This window comes from Azospirillum sp. Sh1 (genome assembly GCF_008365135.1).
In the GTDB taxonomy this organism is placed as follows: domain Bacteria; phylum Pseudomonadota; class Alphaproteobacteria; order Azospirillales; family Azospirillaceae; genus Azospirillum; species Azospirillum oryzae.
Genome location: NZ_VTTK01000020.1, coordinates 73,348 through 92,948 on the forward strand (window position 1 = coordinate 73,348; position 19,601 = coordinate 92,948).

The 19,601-nt window shown below is 66.4% G+C and carries 17 protein-coding genes; 7 read left to right on the forward strand and 10 right to left on the reverse strand.

Annotated elements, in window-relative coordinates; genetic code table 11:
* Positions 1–5 precede the first annotated feature (5 nt).
* The 4 genes from FZ029_RS19785 to hisN all read right to left on the reverse strand — a co-directional run bounded on the left by FZ029_RS19785 (position 6) and on the right by hisN (position 5,194).
* On the reverse strand, positions 6–1,868 hold the full coding sequence (locus FZ029_RS19785) for an extracellular solute-binding protein (RefSeq protein ID WP_149271238.1): 1,863 nt from the start codon (positions 1,866–1,868) through the stop codon (positions 6–8).
* 74 nt (positions 1,869–1,942) lie between these two features.
* Positions 1,943–3,805 (reverse strand): extracellular solute-binding protein, encoded by a 1,863-nt coding sequence (locus tag FZ029_RS19790; RefSeq protein ID WP_149271240.1) that lies wholly within the window; start codon positions 3,803–3,805, stop codon positions 1,943–1,945.
* Between the two features lie 80 nt (positions 3,806–3,885).
* Positions 3,886–4,401 carry a hypothetical protein gene (locus FZ029_RS19795; protein ID WP_247892407.1) on the reverse strand — a complete coding sequence of 172 codons (516 nt, stop codon included), beginning with the start codon at positions 4,399–4,401 and terminating at the stop codon, positions 3,886–3,888.
* 10 nt (positions 4,402–4,411) lie between these two features.
* Positions 4,412–5,194 carry a histidinol-phosphatase gene (hisN, locus tag FZ029_RS19800; RefSeq protein WP_149271242.1) on the reverse strand — a complete coding sequence of 261 codons (783 nt, stop codon included), beginning with the start codon at positions 5,192–5,194 and terminating at the stop codon, positions 4,412–4,414.
* A 186-nt stretch (positions 5,195–5,380) separates the two neighbouring features.
* Between hisN and nudC the strand changes: the two genes are divergently transcribed.
* Positions 5,381–6,289 carry an NAD(+) diphosphatase gene (nudC, locus tag FZ029_RS19805; protein WP_149271244.1) on the forward strand — a complete coding sequence of 303 codons (909 nt, stop codon included), beginning with the start codon at positions 5,381–5,383 and terminating at the stop codon, positions 6,287–6,289.
* A gap of 7 nt (positions 6,290–6,296) precedes the next feature.
* On the opposite strand, the gene FZ029_RS19810 is transcribed toward nudC, so the two are convergent.
* The 4 genes from FZ029_RS19810 to FZ029_RS19825 form a co-directional block, all read right to left on the reverse strand.
* Entirely contained in the window at positions 6,297–6,500 is a 204-nt protein-coding gene (locus FZ029_RS19810) for an integrase (RefSeq protein WP_109156943.1), read from the reverse strand.
* A 117-nt stretch (positions 6,501–6,617) separates the two neighbouring features.
* Entirely contained in the window at positions 6,618–6,926 is a 309-nt protein-coding gene (locus FZ029_RS19815; protein ID WP_085090585.1) for a hypothetical protein, read from the reverse strand.
* A gap of 253 nt (positions 6,927–7,179) precedes the next feature.
* The gene (locus tag FZ029_RS19820) at positions 7,180–8,046 is read right to left on the reverse strand and encodes a prephenate dehydratase (RefSeq protein ID WP_149196729.1); all 867 of its coding nucleotides are present in this window, start codon (positions 8,044–8,046) and stop codon (positions 7,180–7,182) included.
* Between the two features lie 81 nt (positions 8,047–8,127).
* Complete coding sequence (locus FZ029_RS19825) at positions 8,128–8,901, reverse strand: 3-deoxy-manno-octulosonate cytidylyltransferase (RefSeq protein WP_149271246.1); 774 nt, start codon at positions 8,899–8,901, stop codon at positions 8,128–8,130.
* A 311-nt stretch (positions 8,902–9,212) separates the two neighbouring features.
* On the opposite strand from FZ029_RS19825, the gene FZ029_RS19830 reads away from it, so the two are divergent.
* The gene (locus FZ029_RS19830; protein WP_149196727.1) at positions 9,213–9,752 is read left to right on the forward strand and encodes a cytochrome c family protein; all 540 of its coding nucleotides are present in this window, start codon (positions 9,213–9,215) and stop codon (positions 9,750–9,752) included.
* Between the two features lie 277 nt (positions 9,753–10,029).
* Here FZ029_RS19830 and FZ029_RS19835 read toward each other — a convergent pair whose 3' ends face one another.
* A complete protein-coding gene (locus tag FZ029_RS19835; RefSeq protein WP_149271248.1) occupies positions 10,030–10,896 on the reverse strand; it encodes a DUF4743 domain-containing protein in 867 nt (288 codons plus the stop codon).
* Between the two features lie 174 nt (positions 10,897–11,070).
* Here FZ029_RS19835 and FZ029_RS19840 point away from each other — a divergent pair, with 174 nt between their 5' ends.
* From FZ029_RS19840 to FZ029_RS19865, 5 genes are all read left to right on the forward strand, one after another.
* Complete coding sequence (locus FZ029_RS19840) at positions 11,071–11,526, forward strand: response regulator (protein ID WP_247892408.1); 456 nt, start codon at positions 11,071–11,073, stop codon at positions 11,524–11,526.
* 923 nt (positions 11,527–12,449) lie between these two features.
* Entirely contained in the window at positions 12,450–14,396 is a 1,947-nt protein-coding gene (locus FZ029_RS19845) for a PrkA family serine protein kinase (protein ID WP_149196724.1), read from the forward strand.
* A gap of 148 nt (positions 14,397–14,544) precedes the next feature.
* A complete protein-coding gene (locus tag FZ029_RS19850; protein ID WP_149271252.1) occupies positions 14,545–15,837 on the forward strand; it encodes a YeaH/YhbH family protein in 1,293 nt (430 codons plus the stop codon).
* A 199-nt stretch (positions 15,838–16,036) separates the two neighbouring features.
* The gene (locus FZ029_RS19860; protein ID WP_149196723.1) at positions 16,037–17,590 is read left to right on the forward strand and encodes a SpoVR family protein; all 1,554 of its coding nucleotides are present in this window, start codon (positions 16,037–16,039) and stop codon (positions 17,588–17,590) included.
* Between the two features lie 53 nt (positions 17,591–17,643).
* Positions 17,644–18,546, forward strand: coding sequence for an FkbM family methyltransferase (locus FZ029_RS19865; RefSeq protein ID WP_247892409.1), 903 nt, complete (start codon positions 17,644–17,646; stop codon positions 18,544–18,546).
* A 37-nt stretch (positions 18,547–18,583) separates the two neighbouring features.
* Here FZ029_RS19865 and FZ029_RS19870 read toward each other — a convergent pair whose 3' ends face one another.
* Entirely contained in the window at positions 18,584–19,435 is an 852-nt protein-coding gene (locus FZ029_RS19870; RefSeq protein WP_149271256.1) for a PilZ domain-containing protein, read from the reverse strand.
* Positions 19,436–19,601 lie beyond the last annotated feature (166 nt).

Sequence of the window (19,601 nt, forward strand, 5' to 3'; positions counted from 1 at the left end):
GCGGTTCAGGGTTCCGTGCGGCGCGCGCTGCTGGCCAGCTTGGCGTTCTTTTCCGGATCGACCCACCAGGTGTCCTGGAAGCCCAGGCCGTATTTGGGTGCAACCGCCGGATGGGAGAAACGGTTCCAGTAGGCGACGCGGTACACCGTGTCGTGCCAGTGCGGGATGACGTACCAGTTCCACAGCAGCACGCGGTCCAGCGCCCGGGTGGCGGCGATCAGCGACTCGCGGTCGGGGGCGGCGATCAGCGTCTCCACCAGCTTGTCGACCACCGGGTTCCTGATGCCGATGGCGTTGCGGCTGCCGGGCTGGTCGGCGCGCGAGGATTCCCAGTAGTCGCGCTGTTCGTTGCCGGGCGACAACGACTGCGCGAACCGCTCGATGATCATATCGTAATCGAAATTATCGGTGCGGTTCTGGTACTGCGCGCTGTCGACCACGCGGATCTGCGCCTCGATGCCGGCGCGCTCCAGATTGCGGACGAAGGGCTGGACGATGCGTTCCATGTCGGCCTGCACCAGCAGGATCTCGAAGCGGAAGGGCTGGCCCTGCGCGTTGACCAGCTTGCCGTTCTTCAACTCCCAGCCGGCTTCCTTCAGCAGGCCGAGCGCGGTGCGCAGGTTGCCGCGGATGTTGCCGCTGGCGTCGGTCTTCGGCGGCTCGTAGGGCTTGGTGAACACCTCGTCCGGGATCTGGCCGCGGAAGGGTTCAAGCAGCTTCAGCTCGGCGGGGGAGGGCAGGCCGGTGGACGCCAGTTCGGTGTTGGCGAAATAACTCTTGGTGCGCTGATAGAGGCCGTAGGACAGGTTGGCCCGCGTCCATTCATAGTCGAACAGGTAATTCAGCGCCTCGCGCACGCGGCGGTCCTCGAAGATCGGCCGGCGGATGTTGAACACGAAGGCCTGCATCCCCTGCGGGTCCTGGTGCTTGATCTCCTCCTTGACGATCTGGCCGTTCTGCACCGCCGGAACATTGTAGCCGGTGGTCCAGTTCTTTGACGAGTTCTCCAGCCGGAAATCATAGGCGCCGGCCTTGAACGCCTCGAACGCCACGTCGAGGTCGCGGTAATAGTCGTAGCGGATGCGGTCGAAATTGTAGCGGCCACGGTTGATCGGCAGGTCCTTCGCCCACCAGTCCTTCACCCGCTCGTAGGTGATGGAGCGGCCGGGCTGCACGTCCACCACCTTGTAGGGACCGCTGCCGACCAGCGGCTCCAGCGTCGTGGTGGCGAAGTCGCGATTGGCGAAGGCGTGCTTGGGCAGCACCGGCAGCTGGCCCATGATGACCGGCAGCTCCGGATTGTTGCCATCCCGGAACGAGAATTTGACTGTGCGCTCGCCTGTCTTCTCCGCCTTCGTCACGTCGGCGTAATAGGTGCGGTAGAGCGGGTGGCCCTTTTCGCGGAGCGTGTCGAAGCTCCAGATCACGTCGTCCGCCGTGACCGGCTTGCCGTCCTGGAAACGGGCCTCCGGCCGCAGGGTGAAGGCGACCCAGGTATGGTCCGGCGCCACCGCGATGCTTTCGGCCAGCAGGCCGTATTCGGTGATCGCCTCGTCGCCGTTGCTGGTGGTCAGGGTCTGGAACGCCAGCCCGGAGCCGGCGGCGGCCTGTCCGCGCAGGATGAAGGGGTTCAGGTTGTCGAAGCCGCCGAAGGCCATCAGCTTGACCTCGCCGCCCTTCGGCGCGTCGGGATTGACGTAGTCGAGATGCTGGAAATCCGGCCCGTATTTCGGCTTGCCGTGCAGCGCCAGCGCGTGGCTGCCCCGGCTCTGGTCCTGGCCCTGCGCCAGGACCGGGGCCGCCAGCAGCAGAAGCCCTGCCATCGCCGCCGTCATACCGGTGCCCAGCCACCGCATCCGACCCGTCATGCCCGCTCCCCTCCCTCGCTTGTTTTCGCGAAAACCGTTCAGATGTACGGAGTTAGCCCGGCAATGGGGCGTCATCAAGGCTGTGCCGCCTTCTGCGCCGGATCGACCCACCAGGTCGCCGGGAAGTTGGTGCTGCGATAGTCCTGGTCGTATTTCGGCCAGACCGCGGGATGTGCCAGCCACGCCTTGTGGGCGATCCAGCTTTCCGGGTTGTACCATTGCGGCACCATGTAGAAGCCCCACAGCAGAACGCGGTCGAGCGCGCGGGTGGCGGCCTGGACGCTGTCCAGATCCTTGGCGGCCAGCGCCTTTTCGATCAGCGCGTCGGCGACCGGGTCGTGGATGCCGGAATAATTCGCCGAACCCTTGGTGCCGGCGGCGGCGGAGCCGAAATAGCCGCGCAGCTCGGTGCCGGGCGGGGTGAAGAAGGCGAGGTTGACGATGATCGCGTCGAAATCGAACTCGTCCAGCCGGGCCTGATACTGGGCGGTGTCGACAAGGCGCAAGGACGCGTCGATGCCGACGCGGCGCAGCGTCTCGACATAGGGCTGGATGACGCGGGTCAGCGCCCCGGTGCCGTCGAGGAACTCGATGGCCATCGCCTCGCCGGTCTTCACATTGGTCAGCTTGCCGTTGCGGACCTCCCAGCCGGCCGCCTTGAACAGGCGCGTCGCCTCGCGCACCTGGGTGCGGTTGTTGCCGCTGCCGTCGCTGGTGGGCAGCGTGAAGGGCTGGGTCAGCAACCGCTCGGACAGCTGCGCCTTGTAGGGGTCCAGCAGCGCCAGCTCCGCCGGGCCGGGTGGTCCCTTCGCCCCGAAATCGGAGTTGGGGAAGTTGCTGAGCGTACGCTTGTACTGGCCGTACAGGATGTTCTTCTGGATCCAGTCGAAGTCGAACAGCAGGGTCAGCGCCTCGCGCACCTGCGGATCGGCGAACTTGGCGCGCCGGGTGTTCAGGCGGAAGCCCTGGGCGCCGAGCGGCAGTTCGCTCGGCACTTCAAGCGTCTTGACCCGTCCGTCCTTGACGGCGGGGAAGTCGTAGCCGGTGGTCCAGCGCTGCGCCCGGTATTCGCCGCGGAAATCATAGGCGCCGGCCTTGAACGCCTCGAACATCACGTCGTCGTCGCGGTAGAAGTCGTCCTTCACCGTATCGAAATTGTAGAAGCCGCGGGCGGTCGGCAGATCCTTCGCCCACCAGTCGGCGACCCGTTCATAGGTGATGGAGCGGCCGGGATCGACGGTCTTGATCCGGTAGGGGCCGCTGCCCAGCACCGGTTCCAGCGTCGTCTTGGAGATGTCGCGGCCATTGGCGGTCCACCAATGCTTGGGCTGCGGCGAGAAGGTCGTGGCGAAGTCGATGATCGGCTTGATCTCCCCCGTGCCGGTCAGGGTGATCTTGAAGCGGCGGTCGTCCAGCGCCTCCACCTTGGCGATGTGGTCGAGGAAGGACTTGATGAAGGGCGCGCCGTGGGCCTGGATGGCGTCCCAGGTGAAGACCACGTCGGCGCTGGTGATCGGCGTGCCGTCATGCCAGTGGGCACCCTGGCGCAGCGTGAAGGTAGCCCAACCGTAGTCGTCCGGCACCTCGACGCTTTCCGCCAGATGGGCATAGGCGGCATCCAGTTCCCAGCCGGACCCGACCATCAGCGTGTCGGAGATCAGCCCCAGCGTGCGCGGCCGCACCCCGCGCAGGATCAGCGTGTTCAGGCTGTCGTAGGTGCCCGGCTGCGATTCGGCCAGCCCGATCGACCCGCCCTTGGGCGCGTCGGGATTGACGTGGGGGAAATGGGTGAAGCCGGGCTTGAATTGCGGCTCCCCGAACTGCTTCAGCGCGGTGACGGTCCTGGTCGTTGCCGGGCTCGCGGCCTGCGCCTGCGTAAGGTTCGCCGGCGTGGACAGACTCAGGATCGTGGCGGCAATGGCGAGAAGGCGGCGCATCGGCGGTCCTGTGTGGGGAGCGGACGTTCTGGTTAGATTGCCACGCCCGCGCCCCCGTCAAGCGCAATTCCGGTTCAGGTTCAGCGGCTTTGCGAGCTTCGCCAGTGGTCGGCCATGCGGTCCATCAACTGGCGATAGCGGCGGTCGTCCCGCATCAGCCGGCGCACCGACTTCCCGTTGCGCGGGTCGGCCAGCATCCAGGCTTCCGCCGCCGCCTGATGCTCGGGATGGATCGACAGCAGGTAGATGGCCGCCTGTTCCGGGGACGCAATGGCCGTTTCCTTCAGCCCTTCCAGGATGGCGCCGACATAGAGCGGCAGGACCTTGCGGAAATCCTCCGGCCCGCCCTCCGCGTCGGCGGCATCGGACGGGACGCCGTCATCGGCCATCAGCGCGCTGCGTTCGGCCGCCGGCAGGGCGAAGAAGGCGTCCAGCCCCAGCAGCAGGTCGCAGACGGTCTTCTTGCGCACCATCCAGTTCGACCCGCCCGACACCCGCGCGGCCAGGCTTTCCAGAAAGGGCCGCAGCTTTTCAGGGGACGTTTCGAAGACGGAACGGGCAGGCGGTTCGATGGAGGTCATCGTCGGGGCGGTCATCTTGGTGTCCTCAGCCGGCCAGCGCCTTCATGGCCTCCTGGTGGGTCAGAGGTTCGCCGGCGGCGATCACCCGGCCGCTGGACTTGGCGTCGAGCGGCTTGCCCTCCCAATCCGTCATCAGTCCGCCGGCCCCGGTCACCACCGGCACCAGCGCCGCGAAGTCGTACAACTTCAGCCCCGACTCGACGACGAGGTCGTAATAGCCCGACGCCAGCAGGCCATAGGTGTAGCAGTCGCCGCCATAGGCCGCCGTCTTCACCTTGGCGGCGACGCGGCGATAGGCGTCGTAATCGCTGCCGGGGAACAGGTCGGGCGAGGTGGTGCCGAACATGGCGGTGCCCAGCCCGCCGGGGCAGGGGCGGACGCGCACCGGCTGGCCGTTGTGGGTGGTCGGCCGGCCTTCGACGCCGATCCAGCGGTCGCCGACGATGGGCTGGTCGATGATGCCCAGAACCGGGCGGCCATGGTGCAATAGGGCGATCAGCGTGCCGAAGATCGGCCGGCCGGTGATGAAGGACTTGGTGCCGTCGATGGGGTCGATCACCCACACCCATTCGGCGTCCAGGTTCTTGGTGCCGTGCTCCTCGCCATAGATGCCGTCGTCGGGGCGCTGGCTTTCGATGATGGTGCGGATGACATGCTCCGCCTCGCGGTCGGCGATGGTGACCGGCGAGGCGTCGGCCTTGTCGTCGATGGTGACGGGGGTGCGGAAATAGCGGCGGACGACGCTGCCGCTGGAGTCGGCCAACCGCTGGGCGAGCGCCACCATCGGGGCGGGGCAGGGTTCGGTCATGGTCGCTCCTTGAATCTGTCAGACTGGTTGCCGCATCCTACCGGCCCCCGCCCTCCCCGGAAACCCGAAAGCGCCCTGTCCAGGCTTCAGGCTTCGTGGGAGGAGGGCGGTTCGTGCCGTCGCAGGACAGCTACGCCACCGGCAGGGCTTTTCGCCCGGCACGGCTTGTGGCAGCCTCCACCAGCCATGACGAACCGACCCAACATCTATGCCGCCGCGCCGGTCGACCGCGCCTCCCTCCGCCGCAAGGATGAGGATTGGCTGACGGAGGCCTGGCTCGCCCCCGCATCCCGTGTCCTGCCGGTCTGGCAGACCAAAAGCTTCGTTGCCGGTCCATTGGATGCGCCGCGCGCCGTCCTGTTGCCGGCGGAAGGGCTGGATGCCGTGCCGATCTTCCTCGGGCTGATGGAGGATGGCGCCCCGCTCTTCACCGTCGACCTGTCGATGGTGGAGGAGCCGGATGCGCTGCCGGCCTTGCAGGGCCACGGCCGGTTCGAGGATCTGCGCGCCACCGGACCGCTGATGCCGGAAGGGGAGGCGGCGCTGTGCGCCTATGCCCGCGGCATGGTGTGGTGGAACGCCCGCCATCGCTTCTGCGGCGTCTGCGGCTCCCCGGCCGCGTCGGCGGAAGGCGGCCATGTGCGCCTCTGCACCAACCCCGACTGCGCCACCCACCATTTCCCGCGCACCGACCCGGCCGTCATCATGCTGGTGCATGACGGCGGCGACCGGATCGTGCTGGGCCGCCAGAGCCGATTCCCGCCGGGCATGCATTCGGTGCTGGCCGGTTTCCTCGAACCGGGCGAAAGCCTGGAGGACACCGTCGCCCGCGAGGTGTTCGAGGAGGTCGGGCTGACCGTGACCGACATCCGATATCGCTCGTCGCAGCCCTGGCCCTTCCCGTCGTCGCTGATGCTCGGCTTCACCGCGCGGGCCACCAGCTTCGACATCGACACCGGCAACGACGAGCTGGAAAGCGCCCGCTGGTTCGACCGCGACTTCCTGCGCACCCACACCCCGGACGAGACCTTCCGCCTCGCCCGCGCCGACTCGATCGCCCACCGCCTGATCCGGGAATGGTTGGCGGAGGGGTGAGGGGGAGTCAGTGGATGAACAGCTTCACGAAAATGCCGATCTGAAAAGCAAGGACGAAGCCGAGCATCCACTTCATCAGGTTCATGTCGGATTTCAGCGCCCCGACATCGTCGTCCCGTTTGCTGAGGGCTGCCGCTGCTTTCACGGCTTTGTCCTCCGGCACGTCGATGGACCGGAACGCCTCATAGACTTCGCTCTGCATCGTGGTCATGAGGCGCCGCTCCGGTCCCTTTCCATGAGAACAGGCTATAAGATGATCGGTGCCGTCCGTCCGTTCAACGGCCGAATGGTCGCGGTTCCATCATCTGTCTCAAGGCCGGTGTCCCCCTCAATGCCGCCGCTGCGGCCCGACCGCGCGGGCTGGGGAGCAGCGGCGGTCGAATGGGTTCGGATGACGTGTGCAGGTGTCGTTGTAGAGCGTCATCAGCGAGGCCGCTTCGGCCGGACGGCGGCGGTCGGCGCTGCACAGATTGTCCCACACCATCTGGCGGACGGCGGCGTCGCCCCAGGGCTCATGCAGAAGCGAGGCGCCCTTTTCCAGGGCGGTCATGAAGGGGAGATGTTCGTGGGCGGCGATCTGCGCCACCTCCTCCGCCTCCAGATTAGCCAACCCGAGGCAATCGTCCATCGTGAGCATGGCAACCTCCATCCGTGGCGCCATGGCCGTCGGCGGGGTTTCACCCGTCAGCCGCCGTGGTGTCTTGTTGTATTCGTAGGCTTATGACCCCGGTCCTTGCCGGTCTTTATTGTATAACAACTTTCGCTAATCATGCCCAGCACCTGCCGGACGCGGCCACGGCTAAGTCGCGTCACTGCGGCGGAATGACGCGCGACTTGCGGCGGCTGCGAAAGGACTTGCGGCGTTGCGGGAGAGAGACGCCGGGACGGCGTCAGTCCTCGCCGACGCGCTGGCTTTCCTGATAGCGGAAGGGGTTGGCCGGATAGACGCCGAGGATCTTCACCTCGCGGGCGAAGAAATCCAGTTCCTCCAGGGCGAGGCGCAGCGGGCGCTCGTCCGGATGGCCCTCCACGTCGGCATAGAACTGGGTCTGGGTGAAGTGGCCGCCGACCATGTAGCTTTCCAGCTTGGTCATGTTGACGCCGTTGGTGGCGAAGCCGCCCAGCGCCTTGTACAGCGCGGCCGGCACGCTGCGGACGCGGAAGACGAAGGTGGTGATCGTCTTGCAGGAGCCCAGCGCCGGCAGCTTCGGTTCGCGCGCCAGGATCAGGAAGCGGGTGGTGTTGTGGGCGGCGTCCTCGATCCCGCTCTTCAGGATGTCCAGCCCGTAGATTTCCGCGGCCAATGACGAGGCGATGGCGGCATGGCGCGGGTCGTTCATCGCCGCGATCTCTTTCGCCGCCCCCGCCGTGTCGGCATGGTTGATCGCCTGCAGCCCCAGCTCGCGGATGGCGGTCTGGCACTGGGACAGCGCCTGGATGTGGCTGCGCACGGTCTGGATGCTGTCCAGCGTGGCGCCCTTCGGCGCCAGCAGCTGGTGGTTCACCCGCTGGAAATGCTCGCCGATGATGTGCAGGCCGCCTTCCGGCAGCAGGTAATGGTTGTCGGCGACGCGGCCGGCGATGGAGTTCTCCACCGGAATCATCGCCAGCGAGGCCCGACCCTCGCGCACCGCCGAGAAGGCGTCCTCGAAGGTGGCGCAGGGCATCGTCGTCATGGTCGGCCGCGCATTGCGGCAGGCCAGATCGGAATAGGCGCCGGGGAAGCCCTGGAAGGCGATGATGTTGGACGTGGGCATGGACGAAGTTCCCCCGGCGAATCTTTATTGAGGCTGGTTGGTCAGGCTATCGGCCAGCCTTGCGGCCGGAAACATCAGGTTTCAGCCGCCCTTGCGGGCGGAGAGGAGGGCGCAGGCGCGCTCCAGGTCGGCGGGAGTATCGACACCCAGCGGAACCGCGTCAACGACCGCCGCGTCGATGCGCATGCCGTTCGACAGGGCGCGCAGCTGCTCCAGCCGCTCGCGCTGTTCCAGCACCGAGGGCGGCAGCGACACGAAACGTTCCAGCGCTGCCCGGCGATAGGCGTAGAGGCCGATGTGGTGATAGAGCGGCCCGTCGCCGGTCGGCGCGGTGGCGCGGGTGAAATACAGCGCGCGGCCCTGGCGGGCGCCGGGCGGCAGCTCCAGCACCGCCTTGACCACGTTGGGGTCGCTGATTTCCTCCTCCCGCGTGATCTCGACGACCAGCGTGGCGATGTCGACCTCCGGATCGGCCAGCGGGGCGAAGACGGCGCGCACGCTCTCCGGCTCGATGGTGGGCAGGTCGCCCTGCACATTGACCACCGCGTCGTGCCGCCCCTCCGGGTCGATCAGCCGCAGCGCCTCGAAGATGCGGTCGGAGCCCGAGGGATGATCGGGGCGCGTCAGCACGGCGGTGCCGCCGGCGGCCTCGACGGCGCGGGCGATCTCCGGCTCGGCGCAGGCGACCACCACCGGGCCGATGGCGGCCTCCATGGCGCGGCGCAGCACATGGACGATCATCGGCGCCCCCAGGATGTCGGCCAGCGGCTTGCCGGGCAGCCGGGTGGAGGCCATGCGCGCCGGGATCACCACGATCGGGTTGGCGGGACGGGTGGGGCTGGAGGCGGTCGGCATGGCGCGGAAGCTCCGGTGGTAAAGGCATCAGGTCCGCCAGAGCGGGCCAGAGGGCATTGGCGCGGGTGAAACATGGACGCCGGTGCGGCGTCAAGTGCCGGTATGACCCGAGTGGAGGGCGTTTTGCAGTGCAGCGTGATGCGCAAGCAAATTAAGAGGTTGGTGACTGCGACAAATTTGTATGCGACCTTTTTTCGCGGTCCGCCGGGCTATGACAAGCTTCGGACCGCGGGCTATGGTAACCGCGGCGCGTTCGGCCGCGGGCGGGAGAAACGCCGAGTGTACTGAAATAGGGAAAAAAGGGGCTCTCAATGAGCATGGAGTGGAACAAGGTTTTCGGCGCCGTGCTGCTGGCCGGGCTGATCGCGATGCTGGCCGGATTCGCGTCCAAGGTGCTGGTTCATTCGAAGCCGCTCGAACAGAGCGTCTATGTCATCGCGACGCCCGAGGGGGCCAGCGCGCCCGCCGACAAGGGTGCCGCTCCCACCGGTCCGGCGCCGATCGCGCCGCTGCTCGCCGCCGCCAGCCCGGAAGCCGGCCAGAAGGTCGCCAAGGCCTGCGCCGCTTGCCACGGCTTCGACAAGGGCGGTTCGGCCAAGGTCGGCCCGAACCTGTACGGCGTCGTCGGCGGTCCGAAGGGCCATATGCAGGGCTTCAGCTATTCCGATGCCCTGGTCAAGACCGGCGGCACCTGGACCTACGACGAGCTGAACAAGTTCCTCTACGACCCGAAGGCCTACGCTCCGGGTACCAAGATGACCTTTGCCGGCCTGAAGAAGGACGACGACCGCGCCGCCGTCATCGCCTACCTGCGCTCGCTGGCCGACAGCCCGCAGCCGCTGCCGCAGTAACTGCAAGGTACCGGGCGCCGCCGCGGCCGGAAGAAAACGGCCCCGCTCTCGCAAGAGGGCGGGGCCTTTTTTGTGTGGGTGACGGTAGAGGCGGAGGTCTATCCGAAGTCTGCGCCTCCTCCCCTCGACCGTCATTCCCGCGAAGGCGGGAATCCAGTCCGTTCGACGGCCTGTCTGCGGAGTTTTCTGGATCCCCGCCTGCGCGGGGATGACATCGGAATTGGAGACGTGTCGGTTCCAGAGTGTCGATCGAATCCTAATCCAATGACACAGAGCCCTACCGCCGCAGGCCGCAGGCGATCTCCAGATAGTCGGGGTCGTTCTCCGGGGTCAGCCAGCCGTGGCGGACCAGGAAATCGATCACCACGAGGTTGACGTTGAACTTCCAGTCGCCGGTGCTGCGCACCGAGTCGGCCACCTTGTCCAGCGGCCAGAGTTCGAAGCACTCCACCTCGCCGTCGGTGTTGACCGGGGTGACGCCGGGCGGAAGTTCCAGGTCGTAGACGAACAGGCGGTCGCGCTTCAGACCGGCCGGCGTCTCCATGGTGTAGCTGATGGCGCCGACCGGCACGGCGCGCCGCGCGGTCTCGGCGTCGAGCCCGGCCTCCTCCGCCGCCTCCTTCTCCAGATTCTCGGCCAGCGTAAGGCCGATGGGCTGGCCGCCGGCGATCAGGTTGTCGAACTGGCCCGGCGCCACCTCGCGGTCGCGGGCGCGGCGGCCGACCCACAGCAGCAGGCCGCCGGCCCCATTCCCGCCGGCCTCGTCGCGGACAAAGCCGTTGATGTGCAGGCCATAGGCCTCGATGCCGAAGGCGCCGACCGCGGCGCGGTCCAGCCGGGCCATCGGCTCCGCCCCCCAGCGCGGCAGGATGGGGTAATATTCGCCGCGCAGCGCCTTGACCGTGCCCTGCTCCACCAGATAGGCGGCGGCATGGTCGAGCAGGGTGGAGCGCGCTTCGAAGTCCCGGATCTCGGGCGCAATGGTCAACCGGTCGGCGGTGACGACGAAGCCGGGATCGACGCCGGGCAGCGCGTCGGCCAGGGCGTGGCGCACCCAGCCCACGGTGTGGCCGTCCAGCTCGAAGGGGCGGAAGCCGGACAGGTCGTGCGCGTTGCACGCGCGGATGTGATCGAGGAAGCTCATGTATCCCATCTAAGCGGGGCCGGTGGACCGGCGCAACCGCTCATCCAGGGCAGTCCGCCCCTCTTGTTTTTGGATATCTTGCGCGGTCCTGGTTGCCATCGTACACAGGTTCAGTCACGAAATGATCCCCGGTGCCAGTCCGCCGCGGGTGGTTCAAGCGAAAGGGCGGGCGTGGTGGCTGACCGGTCGGCTGAGGATGCTGCTGAAGGCACTGGGGCAGGCGGGACGGAGACGCCGTTCGGCGCCCTGTCGGTCCTGGTGATCGAGGACGAGTCATTCACCCGCATGGTGTTGGCGAAGATGCTGGGCACGCTGGGCGTCAAGGCGGTGCATCAGGCCGCCGACGGCGAGTCGGGCCTCGCCGCCGTCGCCGCCCACTCTCCCGATCTGGTGCTGTGCGACGTGGAAATGCAGCCGATGGACGGCCTCGGTTTCGTCCGCGCGCTCCGCGCCGGCGGCGAGCCGTACCGGCAGGCCCTGCCGGTGGTGTTGATGAGCGGCCGTGTCGACGGCGACCGCGAGGCCCAGGCGCGCGACGGCGGCGCCGACGCGGTGCTGGCCAAGCCGGTCACCCCCGCCAGCCTGCGCGAGGTCCTGGCCATGGGGCTGGGGACCAGCCTTCCGGTCTGAGCGGGCCTTGGCCGAAAGTCTCGTCTACCGCCTGTGATTGTCGCTCCCCACGGCGGCGGCCGGCCGGGCGCGGCCCCCTCCGTAAAATTTCCCACCCCGTGGCAAGCTTGCCAAGTTGTTGAAACAATTCGGTAATCCAGCGGTAGTCCCCCACCGCGCCGCATGGGCGCCGCATCCTCACCCAATTTCCGCCTTGTTGATGGGGACGATTGGGACGCAACATGATCTCAAAGAGGTATTGGGGCGAAGTGCTGCGGAGCACCGGCCATGCGATACGGCCAGCCGCAATGTCGCTTGCGAGATTTTGTTAAGGTTTGGAGTTCAGCATCGACGGTAAATCCCTGCGCCGTGCTTGGTCGAGGCGGCGCGCTTGCTTGAGGAGGCCGATGGCGTGATCAAGAGGGCCCGATCGAACCGCAATGGATCGACCAGCACTGGGCAACTCTCCCCGACCGGACGGGCAACGACGACTGCCGCCGGATACACGCCGTCTCTCCGCAATACCGTCACAGTCCAATCGCCGAACCTTCCGCCGCACGCGCGGCAAACACGCGCGTTGGTTGAACAGGTGCGCTCGCCGCACCCACACTGGCCGTGGGACCTAGGTCCTATGGCTGAGGCCGGCTTCACGGCGGGCTTTCCGGCTATGGAGCCTGAGTGCCTGGAAAGCTCTAGGTGGAGCATTACATTCAAAAATGACTCGTTCGGGGGTTGCCGCGTCGCAGGACGGACGGCTCCCGGCCTTCACAGGACCGTTCCTTACACCAGACCGCTGGCTTCTACCGCTGAGCGGGGAGGCTGTGGACCCGACGAGGTCCGCGTCTTCCCTGGAGTGCCCCATGGATCGCGGCATGCGCCGCGGCCTGCCGCCGCAGCCACCGGCGGCGCCCCGGCGCATCGGACCAGATAAGACGGAGCGACGAATGTTCCCGGCCGACGAACTGTTCACGCGCTACACGCAGAATTACGAGACCCGCCGCGAGACCGAGATGTCCCTGATGGACTATCTCCAGCTGTGCCGCGACGACCCCATGTCCTACGCCTCGGCCTCCGAACGCATCCTGGCCGCCATCGGCGAACCGGAGGTGGTCGACACGGCCCGCGACCCGCGGCTTGGCCGCATCTTCATGAACCGGACCATCAAGGTCTATCCCGCCTTCTCCGAGTTCTACGGCATGGAAGAGACGATCGAACGGATCGTCGGATTCTTCCGGCACGCAGCCCAGGGCTTGGAAGAGCGCAAGCAGATCCTCTACCTGCTGGGCCCGGTCGGCGGCGGCAAGTCGTCGCTGGCGGAGCGGCTGAAATCGCTGGTGGAGAAGTGCCCGATCTATGTCCTGAAGGCCGGCAAGGAGATCAGCCCGATCTTCGAAAGCCCGCTCGGCCTGTTCAACCCGGACGAGATCGGCGACGAACTCGAGGAACGCTTCGGCATCCCGAAGCGCCGCCTGACCGGGCTGATGAGCCCGTGGGCGGTCAAGCGCCTCGACGAATTCGGCGGCGACATCAACCGCTTCAAGGTGGTGAAGCTGCATCCCAGCAAGCTGCGCCAGATCGGCGTGACCAAGACCGAGCCGGGCGACGAGAACAACCAGGACATCTCGTCGCTGGTCGGCAAGGTCGACATCCGCAAGCTGGAGATCTACAGCCAGAACGATCCCGACGCCTACAGCTTCTCCGGCGGCCTGAACCGGGCGACCCAGGGCATGCTGGAATTCGTCGAGATGTTCAAGGCCCCGATCAAGATGCTGCACCCCCTGCTGACCGCGACGCAGGAGAGCAATTATGTCGGGTCCGAGAATATCGGCGCCATCCCCTTCCAGGGCGTGATCCTGGCCCACTCCAACGAGGCGGAGTGGCAGACCTTCAAGAACAACAAGAACAACGAAGCCTTCATCGACCGCATCTGCGTCATCAAGGTCCCCTACTGCCTGCGGGTGGCGGAGGAGCAGAAGATCTACGAGAAGCTGGTCCGCAGTTCCGATCTGGCGACGGCCCCCTGCGCCCCGGCGACGCTGGAGATGCTGGCCCGCTTCTCGGTGCTGTCGCGCCTGCGCGAGCATCCGAACAGCAGCTTCTACAGCAAGATGCGGGTCTATGACGGCGAAAGCGTCAAGGAAACCGATCCCAAAGCCAAGTCGATGCAGGAGTACAAGGACCAGGCCGGCGTCGACGAGGGCATGGGCGGCATTTCCACCCGCTTCGCCTTCAAGGTTCTGGCCTCCACCTTCAACTACGACTCGACCGAGATCTCGGCCGACCCGGTGCATCTGATGTATGTGCTGGAACAGGCGATCCGGCGCGAACAGTTCCCGGAGGAGACGGAGAAGAAGTACGTCGAGTTCATCAAGGCCGAACTCGCCCCGCGCTATGCCGAGTTCATCGGCAACGAGATCCAGAAGGCCTATCTGGAATCCTACTCCGACTACGGCCAGAACCTGTTCGACCGTTACGTGGACTATGCCGACGCCTGGATCGAGGATCAGGACTTCAAGGATCCCGACACCGGCCAGCTGATGAACCGCGAGCTGCTGAACCAGGAGCTGACCAAGATCGAGAAGCCGGCGGGCATCGCCAACCCGAAGGACTTCCGCAACGAAGTGGTGAAGTTCGCCCTGCGCGCCCGGGCGGCGAATGCCGGACGCAACCCGTCCTGGACCTCTTACGAGAAGATCCGCGAGGTCATCGAGAAGCGGATGTTCAGCCAGGTCGAGGATCTGCTGCCGGTCATCAGCTTCGGCTCGAAGAAGGACGGCGAGACCGAGAAGAAGCACACCGAGTTCGTCTCGCGCATGATGACGCGCGGCTACACCGAGCGGCAGGTCCGCCGGCTGGTCGAGTGGTACATGCGGGTCAAGCAGGCGGGCTGAGGCCAGTGGGTTGAAGTTTGTCCGCTGACGGGGTGCATAATTGCCGCGGGGCGGGGTGTTGCAACGCCCCGCGGCAACCCCACTGTCATAGAATGCTGTCAGAGTTCGAAGGCCGCGTGACGAAACGGGTGGGAGGGCCAGCCCCTTGATGAACATCATCGACCGTCGCCTGAACCCGCAGGGCAAGAGCCTGGCCAACCGCCAGCGCTTCCTTCGCCGTGCCAAGGAACAGGTGGTCAAGGCGGTCCGCGACGCCTCGGGCAAACGGGGCATCCAGGATATCGAGAACGGGGAGAAGGTGACGATTGCCGCCGGCGGGGTGCGCGAACCGTCCTTCCACCGCGCTGCCCAAGGCGGGGTGCGCGACTATGTCGTGCCCGGCAACAAGGAATATGTGGAAGGCGACACCATCCAGCGCCCGGACGGCGGCGGTGGCGGCCGCGGCAGCGAAGGCAGCGCCGACGGCGAGGGCGAGGACGAGTTCCGCTTCGTCCTGTCGCGCGACGAATTCCTCGACATCTTCCTGGAGGATCTGGAGCTTCCCGATCTGGTGAAGCAGAAGGTCAAGCAGTCCGAATCGCACACGCTGACGCGGGCCGGCTATTCGGTGTCGGGATCGCCCGCCAACCTCAATCTTGTCCGCACCATGCGGAACAGCCTGTCGCGCCGCATCGCGCTGAAACGCCCCAAGCGCGACGAGATCCGCGAACTGGAGGAGATGCTGCGCGAGGCCGAGGAGGCCGGCGAGGATGCCGACCAGATCCAGGCGCTGCGCGAACAGCTGGAACACATCGTCCTGCGCTCCAAGCGCATTCCCTTCATCGACCCGATCGACGTCCGCTACAACCGGTTCGAATCGGTGCCGAAGCCGATCGCCCAGGCGGTGATGTTCTGCCTGATGGACGTGTCCGGTTCGATGACCGAGCACATGAAGGACCTGGCCAAGCGCTTCTTCATGCTGCTGTACCTGTTCCTGCGGCGGCGCTACCGCGCGGTCGACATCGTCTTCATCCGCCACACCCACGAGGCCAAGGAGGTGGACGAGGAAACCTTCTTCTACTCCACCGAAACCGGCGGCACCGTGGTGTCGACCGCGCTGGAGGAGATGCAGAGGGTCGTGCAGGAGCGCTATCCGCATAATGAATGGAACATCTACGCCGCCCAGGCGTCGGACGGCGACAACATGTCGTCGGACAACGCCAAGTCGGCGACCCTGCTGCGCGACGTGATCCTGCCGATGTGCCAGTATTTCGCCTACATCGAGGTGGCGGCGGAACACAACATGGGCCTGTCGGCGCTGGGCCGCGAAACCGAATTGTGGCGCACCTACAAGCAGGTGCAGAGCCCGGAACGCCCGCTGGCGATGCGCCGCGTCCGCTCCCGCCGGGAGATCTTCCCGGTCTTCCGCGAGCTGTTCGCCCGCGAGAAGGCGGGGGCGTAATCTCCCTCTCCCGTCCCGGGAGAGGGAAGGGGCCCATGCGGAGCATGGGAAGGGTGAGGGGTGATCCAAGGAACCATGCGCTTCTGGCCCTTTGAATCACCCCTCACCCTCCCGCCTTCGGCGGGCCCCTCCCTCTCCCGGGGCGGGAGAGGGCAGTTTTGAACTCCTTCCAAGAATGGAAGGCTGGGGGAGATCGAGAATGACGGCTGTGATCACCAGACCCGACGCGCTGCTGTATGACGGCGTCGAGTGGGATTACGACAAGATCAAGCGCGTCTACGACGCCGTCGAGCACATCGCGCTGAAGGAGATGGGCCTCGACGTCTATCCCAACCAGATCGAGGTCATCACCGCCGAGCAGATGCTCGACGCCTATTCGTCGATCGGCATGCCGCTGATGTACCGGCACTGGTCCTTCGGCAAGCATTTCGCCCGCGACGAGATGATGTACCGCAAGGGCTACCGCGGCCTGGCCTATGAGATCGTCATCAATTCCAGCCCCTGCATCAGCTACATCATGGAAGAGAACACCATGACGATGCAGACGCTGGTGATCGCCCACGCCGCCTTCGGCCACAATCATTTCTTCAAGAACAACCAGCTGTTCCAGCAATGGACCGATGCCCAGGGCATCCTGGACTATCTGGAATTCGCCAAGACCTACATCACCCATTGCGAGGAACGCTACGGCCACGCCGCGGTGGAACGGGTGCTGGACGCCGCCCATGCGCTGATGAGCCAGGGCGTGCACAAGTATCCGAAGAAGCGCTCCGACCTGCGGACCGAGCAGCGGCGCGAGCGCGAGCGGCAGGAATATCAGGACCAGACCTTCAACGATCTGTGGCGCACGGTGCCGAAGCCGGCCGCCGGCCAGCGCCCGGCCAAGTCGGTGTCGGAGCGCAAGAAGCTGCTCGGCCTGCCGGAAGAGAACATCCTCTATTTCCTGGAGAAGAAGGCGCCGCGGCTGGAGCATTGGCAACGCGAGATCCTGCGCATCGTCCGCCACATCTCCCAGTATTTCTACCCGCAGAAACAGACGAAGGTGATGAACGAGGGCTGCGCCACCTACGTCCATTACCAGATCATGAGCCGCCTGCACGAGACCGGCCAGATCAGCGAAGGCGCCTTCCTGGAGTTCCTGCACTCGCACACGTCGGTGGTGTTCCAGCCGGAATTCGACGACAAGCGCTTCTCCGGCCTGAACCCCTACGCGATCGGCTTCGCCATGATGCAGGACATCGCCCGCATCGCCGAGAAGCCGACCGACGAGGACCGCCAGTGGTTCCCCGACCTCGCCGGCCGCGGCGACGGCATGGCGGCGGTGCGCGAGGCCTGGGCCAACTTCCGCGACGAAAGCTTCATCCTGCAATATCTCAGCCCGCATCTGATGCGGAAGCTGAAGCTGTTCAGCGTGCGCGACGACGCGGAGGACCCCTATCTGCTGGTCGATCACATCCACAACGAACGCGGCTATCGCGACATCCGCAAGAAGCTGGCCCGCCAGTACGACCTGGGCTATTTGGAACCGGACATCCAGATCGTCGACGTCGACCTTGCCGGCGACCGCAAACTGATCCTGCAGCACCGCGTCACCAACGGCGTGCTGCTGGACGAGAGCGACGCCAAGGCGGTGCTGCGCCACATCGCCAACCTGTGGGGCTACGAGGTGCAACTGATCGAGGTGTCGGCGATCTCCGAAGCGATCCTGAAGGAACATGCCGTGACGGCGCCCAGCGGGATCGGCGTGATGTGACGTTGAGGGCCGGCTCCGCTACACTGCCGCCCATGCCAATATGGGGGGGAGCGATGGCGGAGGATCTGTTGGGCGGTGCGGGGCCGGTCGGGCTGGTCAGGGCGAGGCACGGCCTGATGATGTACCGGCGCACCGACAGTGTCGTCGGCCGGTCGCTGGACTATTACGGCGAGTATTTCGAGCAGGAGGTCGCGCTGTTCCGCCAGTGCGTCCGGGCGGGGGACCGGGTGATCGACGTCGGCGCCAACATCGGCGCCCACACGGTGGCGCTGGCGCGTCTGGTCGGTCCCACCGGCCGGGTCCTGGCGCTGGAGCCCATCGACGCCAACCACCGGCTGCTGTGCGGCAATCTGGCGCTGAACGGGCTGGACTGGGCGGACGGCATGCTGGCCGCCGCCGGGGCCGCCGATGGGGTGCTGCATCTTGCCGGCGTGGCGATGGATGCGGAGGGCAATTACGGCGCGCTGTCGCTGGATGCGCTGCACGGCGACCGGCCGGTGCCGGTTCATCGGCTGGATGGTCTGGGACTGGATGGTCTGGCTCCTGACGGGGCGGGCCGCATCCGTCTGATCAAGATCGATGTCGAAGGGATGGAGGCCGAGGTTCTGGAGGGCGCGCGCGGCCTGATCGCCCGCGACCGTCCGGTCCTCTATGTGGAGAATGACCGGCCGGACAAGTCGGCGGCCCTGATCCGCCTGCTGGGGGAACTGGGCTATGCCAGCTATTGGTATCTGCCCGCCTTCCACAATCCCGCCAACTTCGCCGGCCGGTCCGAGGCGATCTTCGGCCATGGGCTGGTGGACAACGGCACGGAGATCCACGGGCTTGGCATGGGGATCAACCTGTTCTGCCTGCCGGCAGAGGCGGGGGCGCGCATCAATGGACTGCTGCCCGTCGCCGATCCGGACGAACATCCGTTGCGTCGCGGCCATAACGGGCGCTTCATTGGTGGTTGAGGGCGGCGGTTGACGGCGCGGTGCAGGCCTGAGGGCGTCAGCGCTCCGGTTCGGGCTTGATGCCGGCCTCCTTCATGGCGTGTATCAGGTCCAGCATCACGGTGCTGATGTCGGGGAAGGACAGGGCCACCGCGCGGCGGTCGGGGTCGAGGCGCACCACATGGGCGATCTGCCGGCCGCCGACGCGATGGCTGATCTTATCGGGACCGACGGTCTCCGGAACCTCGGGGCAATACAGCTCCAGCCGCAGCTTGCCGCCGACGGCGTGGGCGAACTCCTCCGGCGGCAGATCGACCAGCAGGCCGCGGGTCGACCAGTTGATCGTGGTGCAGCGCCGCCCCTCCGCCTCCACCGCCAGGACCGGGTCCATGTAGCGGATGGCGCGGCGGCGCTCGATGCCGTTGGGCGGCTTGGCGCCGACGTCGTGCTGGTCCAGCTTGTGCTTGGCCGCCTGCTTGGTGCGGTCGTCCACACCGTCCTTGCTGGTCATCAGCGTCGCCTGCACGCGACGCTCGACACCGTGGCGGAATTCGTCGTCGGCGCCGAAGCGCAGGGCCTTGGCGAAATGGTCCTTGGCCTGGGTCAGCAGCGCGTTGCGTCCCTTTTCGTCGCCGCGATGGCCGCAGCGTTCGGCCTGGATCAGCAGCGAATCGACGCTGCGCTGATAGGCGCCGCGCTGGATGGCGCGGGTCAGCTCGCGGAACTCGGCGGCGCGCAGACTGGGGAATTCCCGGGTCTTCAGCAGCCCGGCCATTCCCTCCGCCAAGGAGTCGACGCGGGCGGGGTCGCCGGTCTCCGCCTCCCGGCGCAGGGTGCGTATCGCTTCCTCCGCCTTGCGAAGCAGCTGGTCTTCCAGTTTGCGGCGCTGGTCGGCGTCCATCACAGGCATGGCACGTCCCTCCACGGGGGCGGTTTCATAAGGATACAGCAGGCCGGCACCGGGTGACAGCTGGCAGTTGTGGTTAACGGCCCACCTGCGGGGCGCCCCAGTAGGAGCGGACCCGATTTTCCTTTGCCTTGTGAGTGCCTTCTTATCTGTGGTGACAAACAGGACG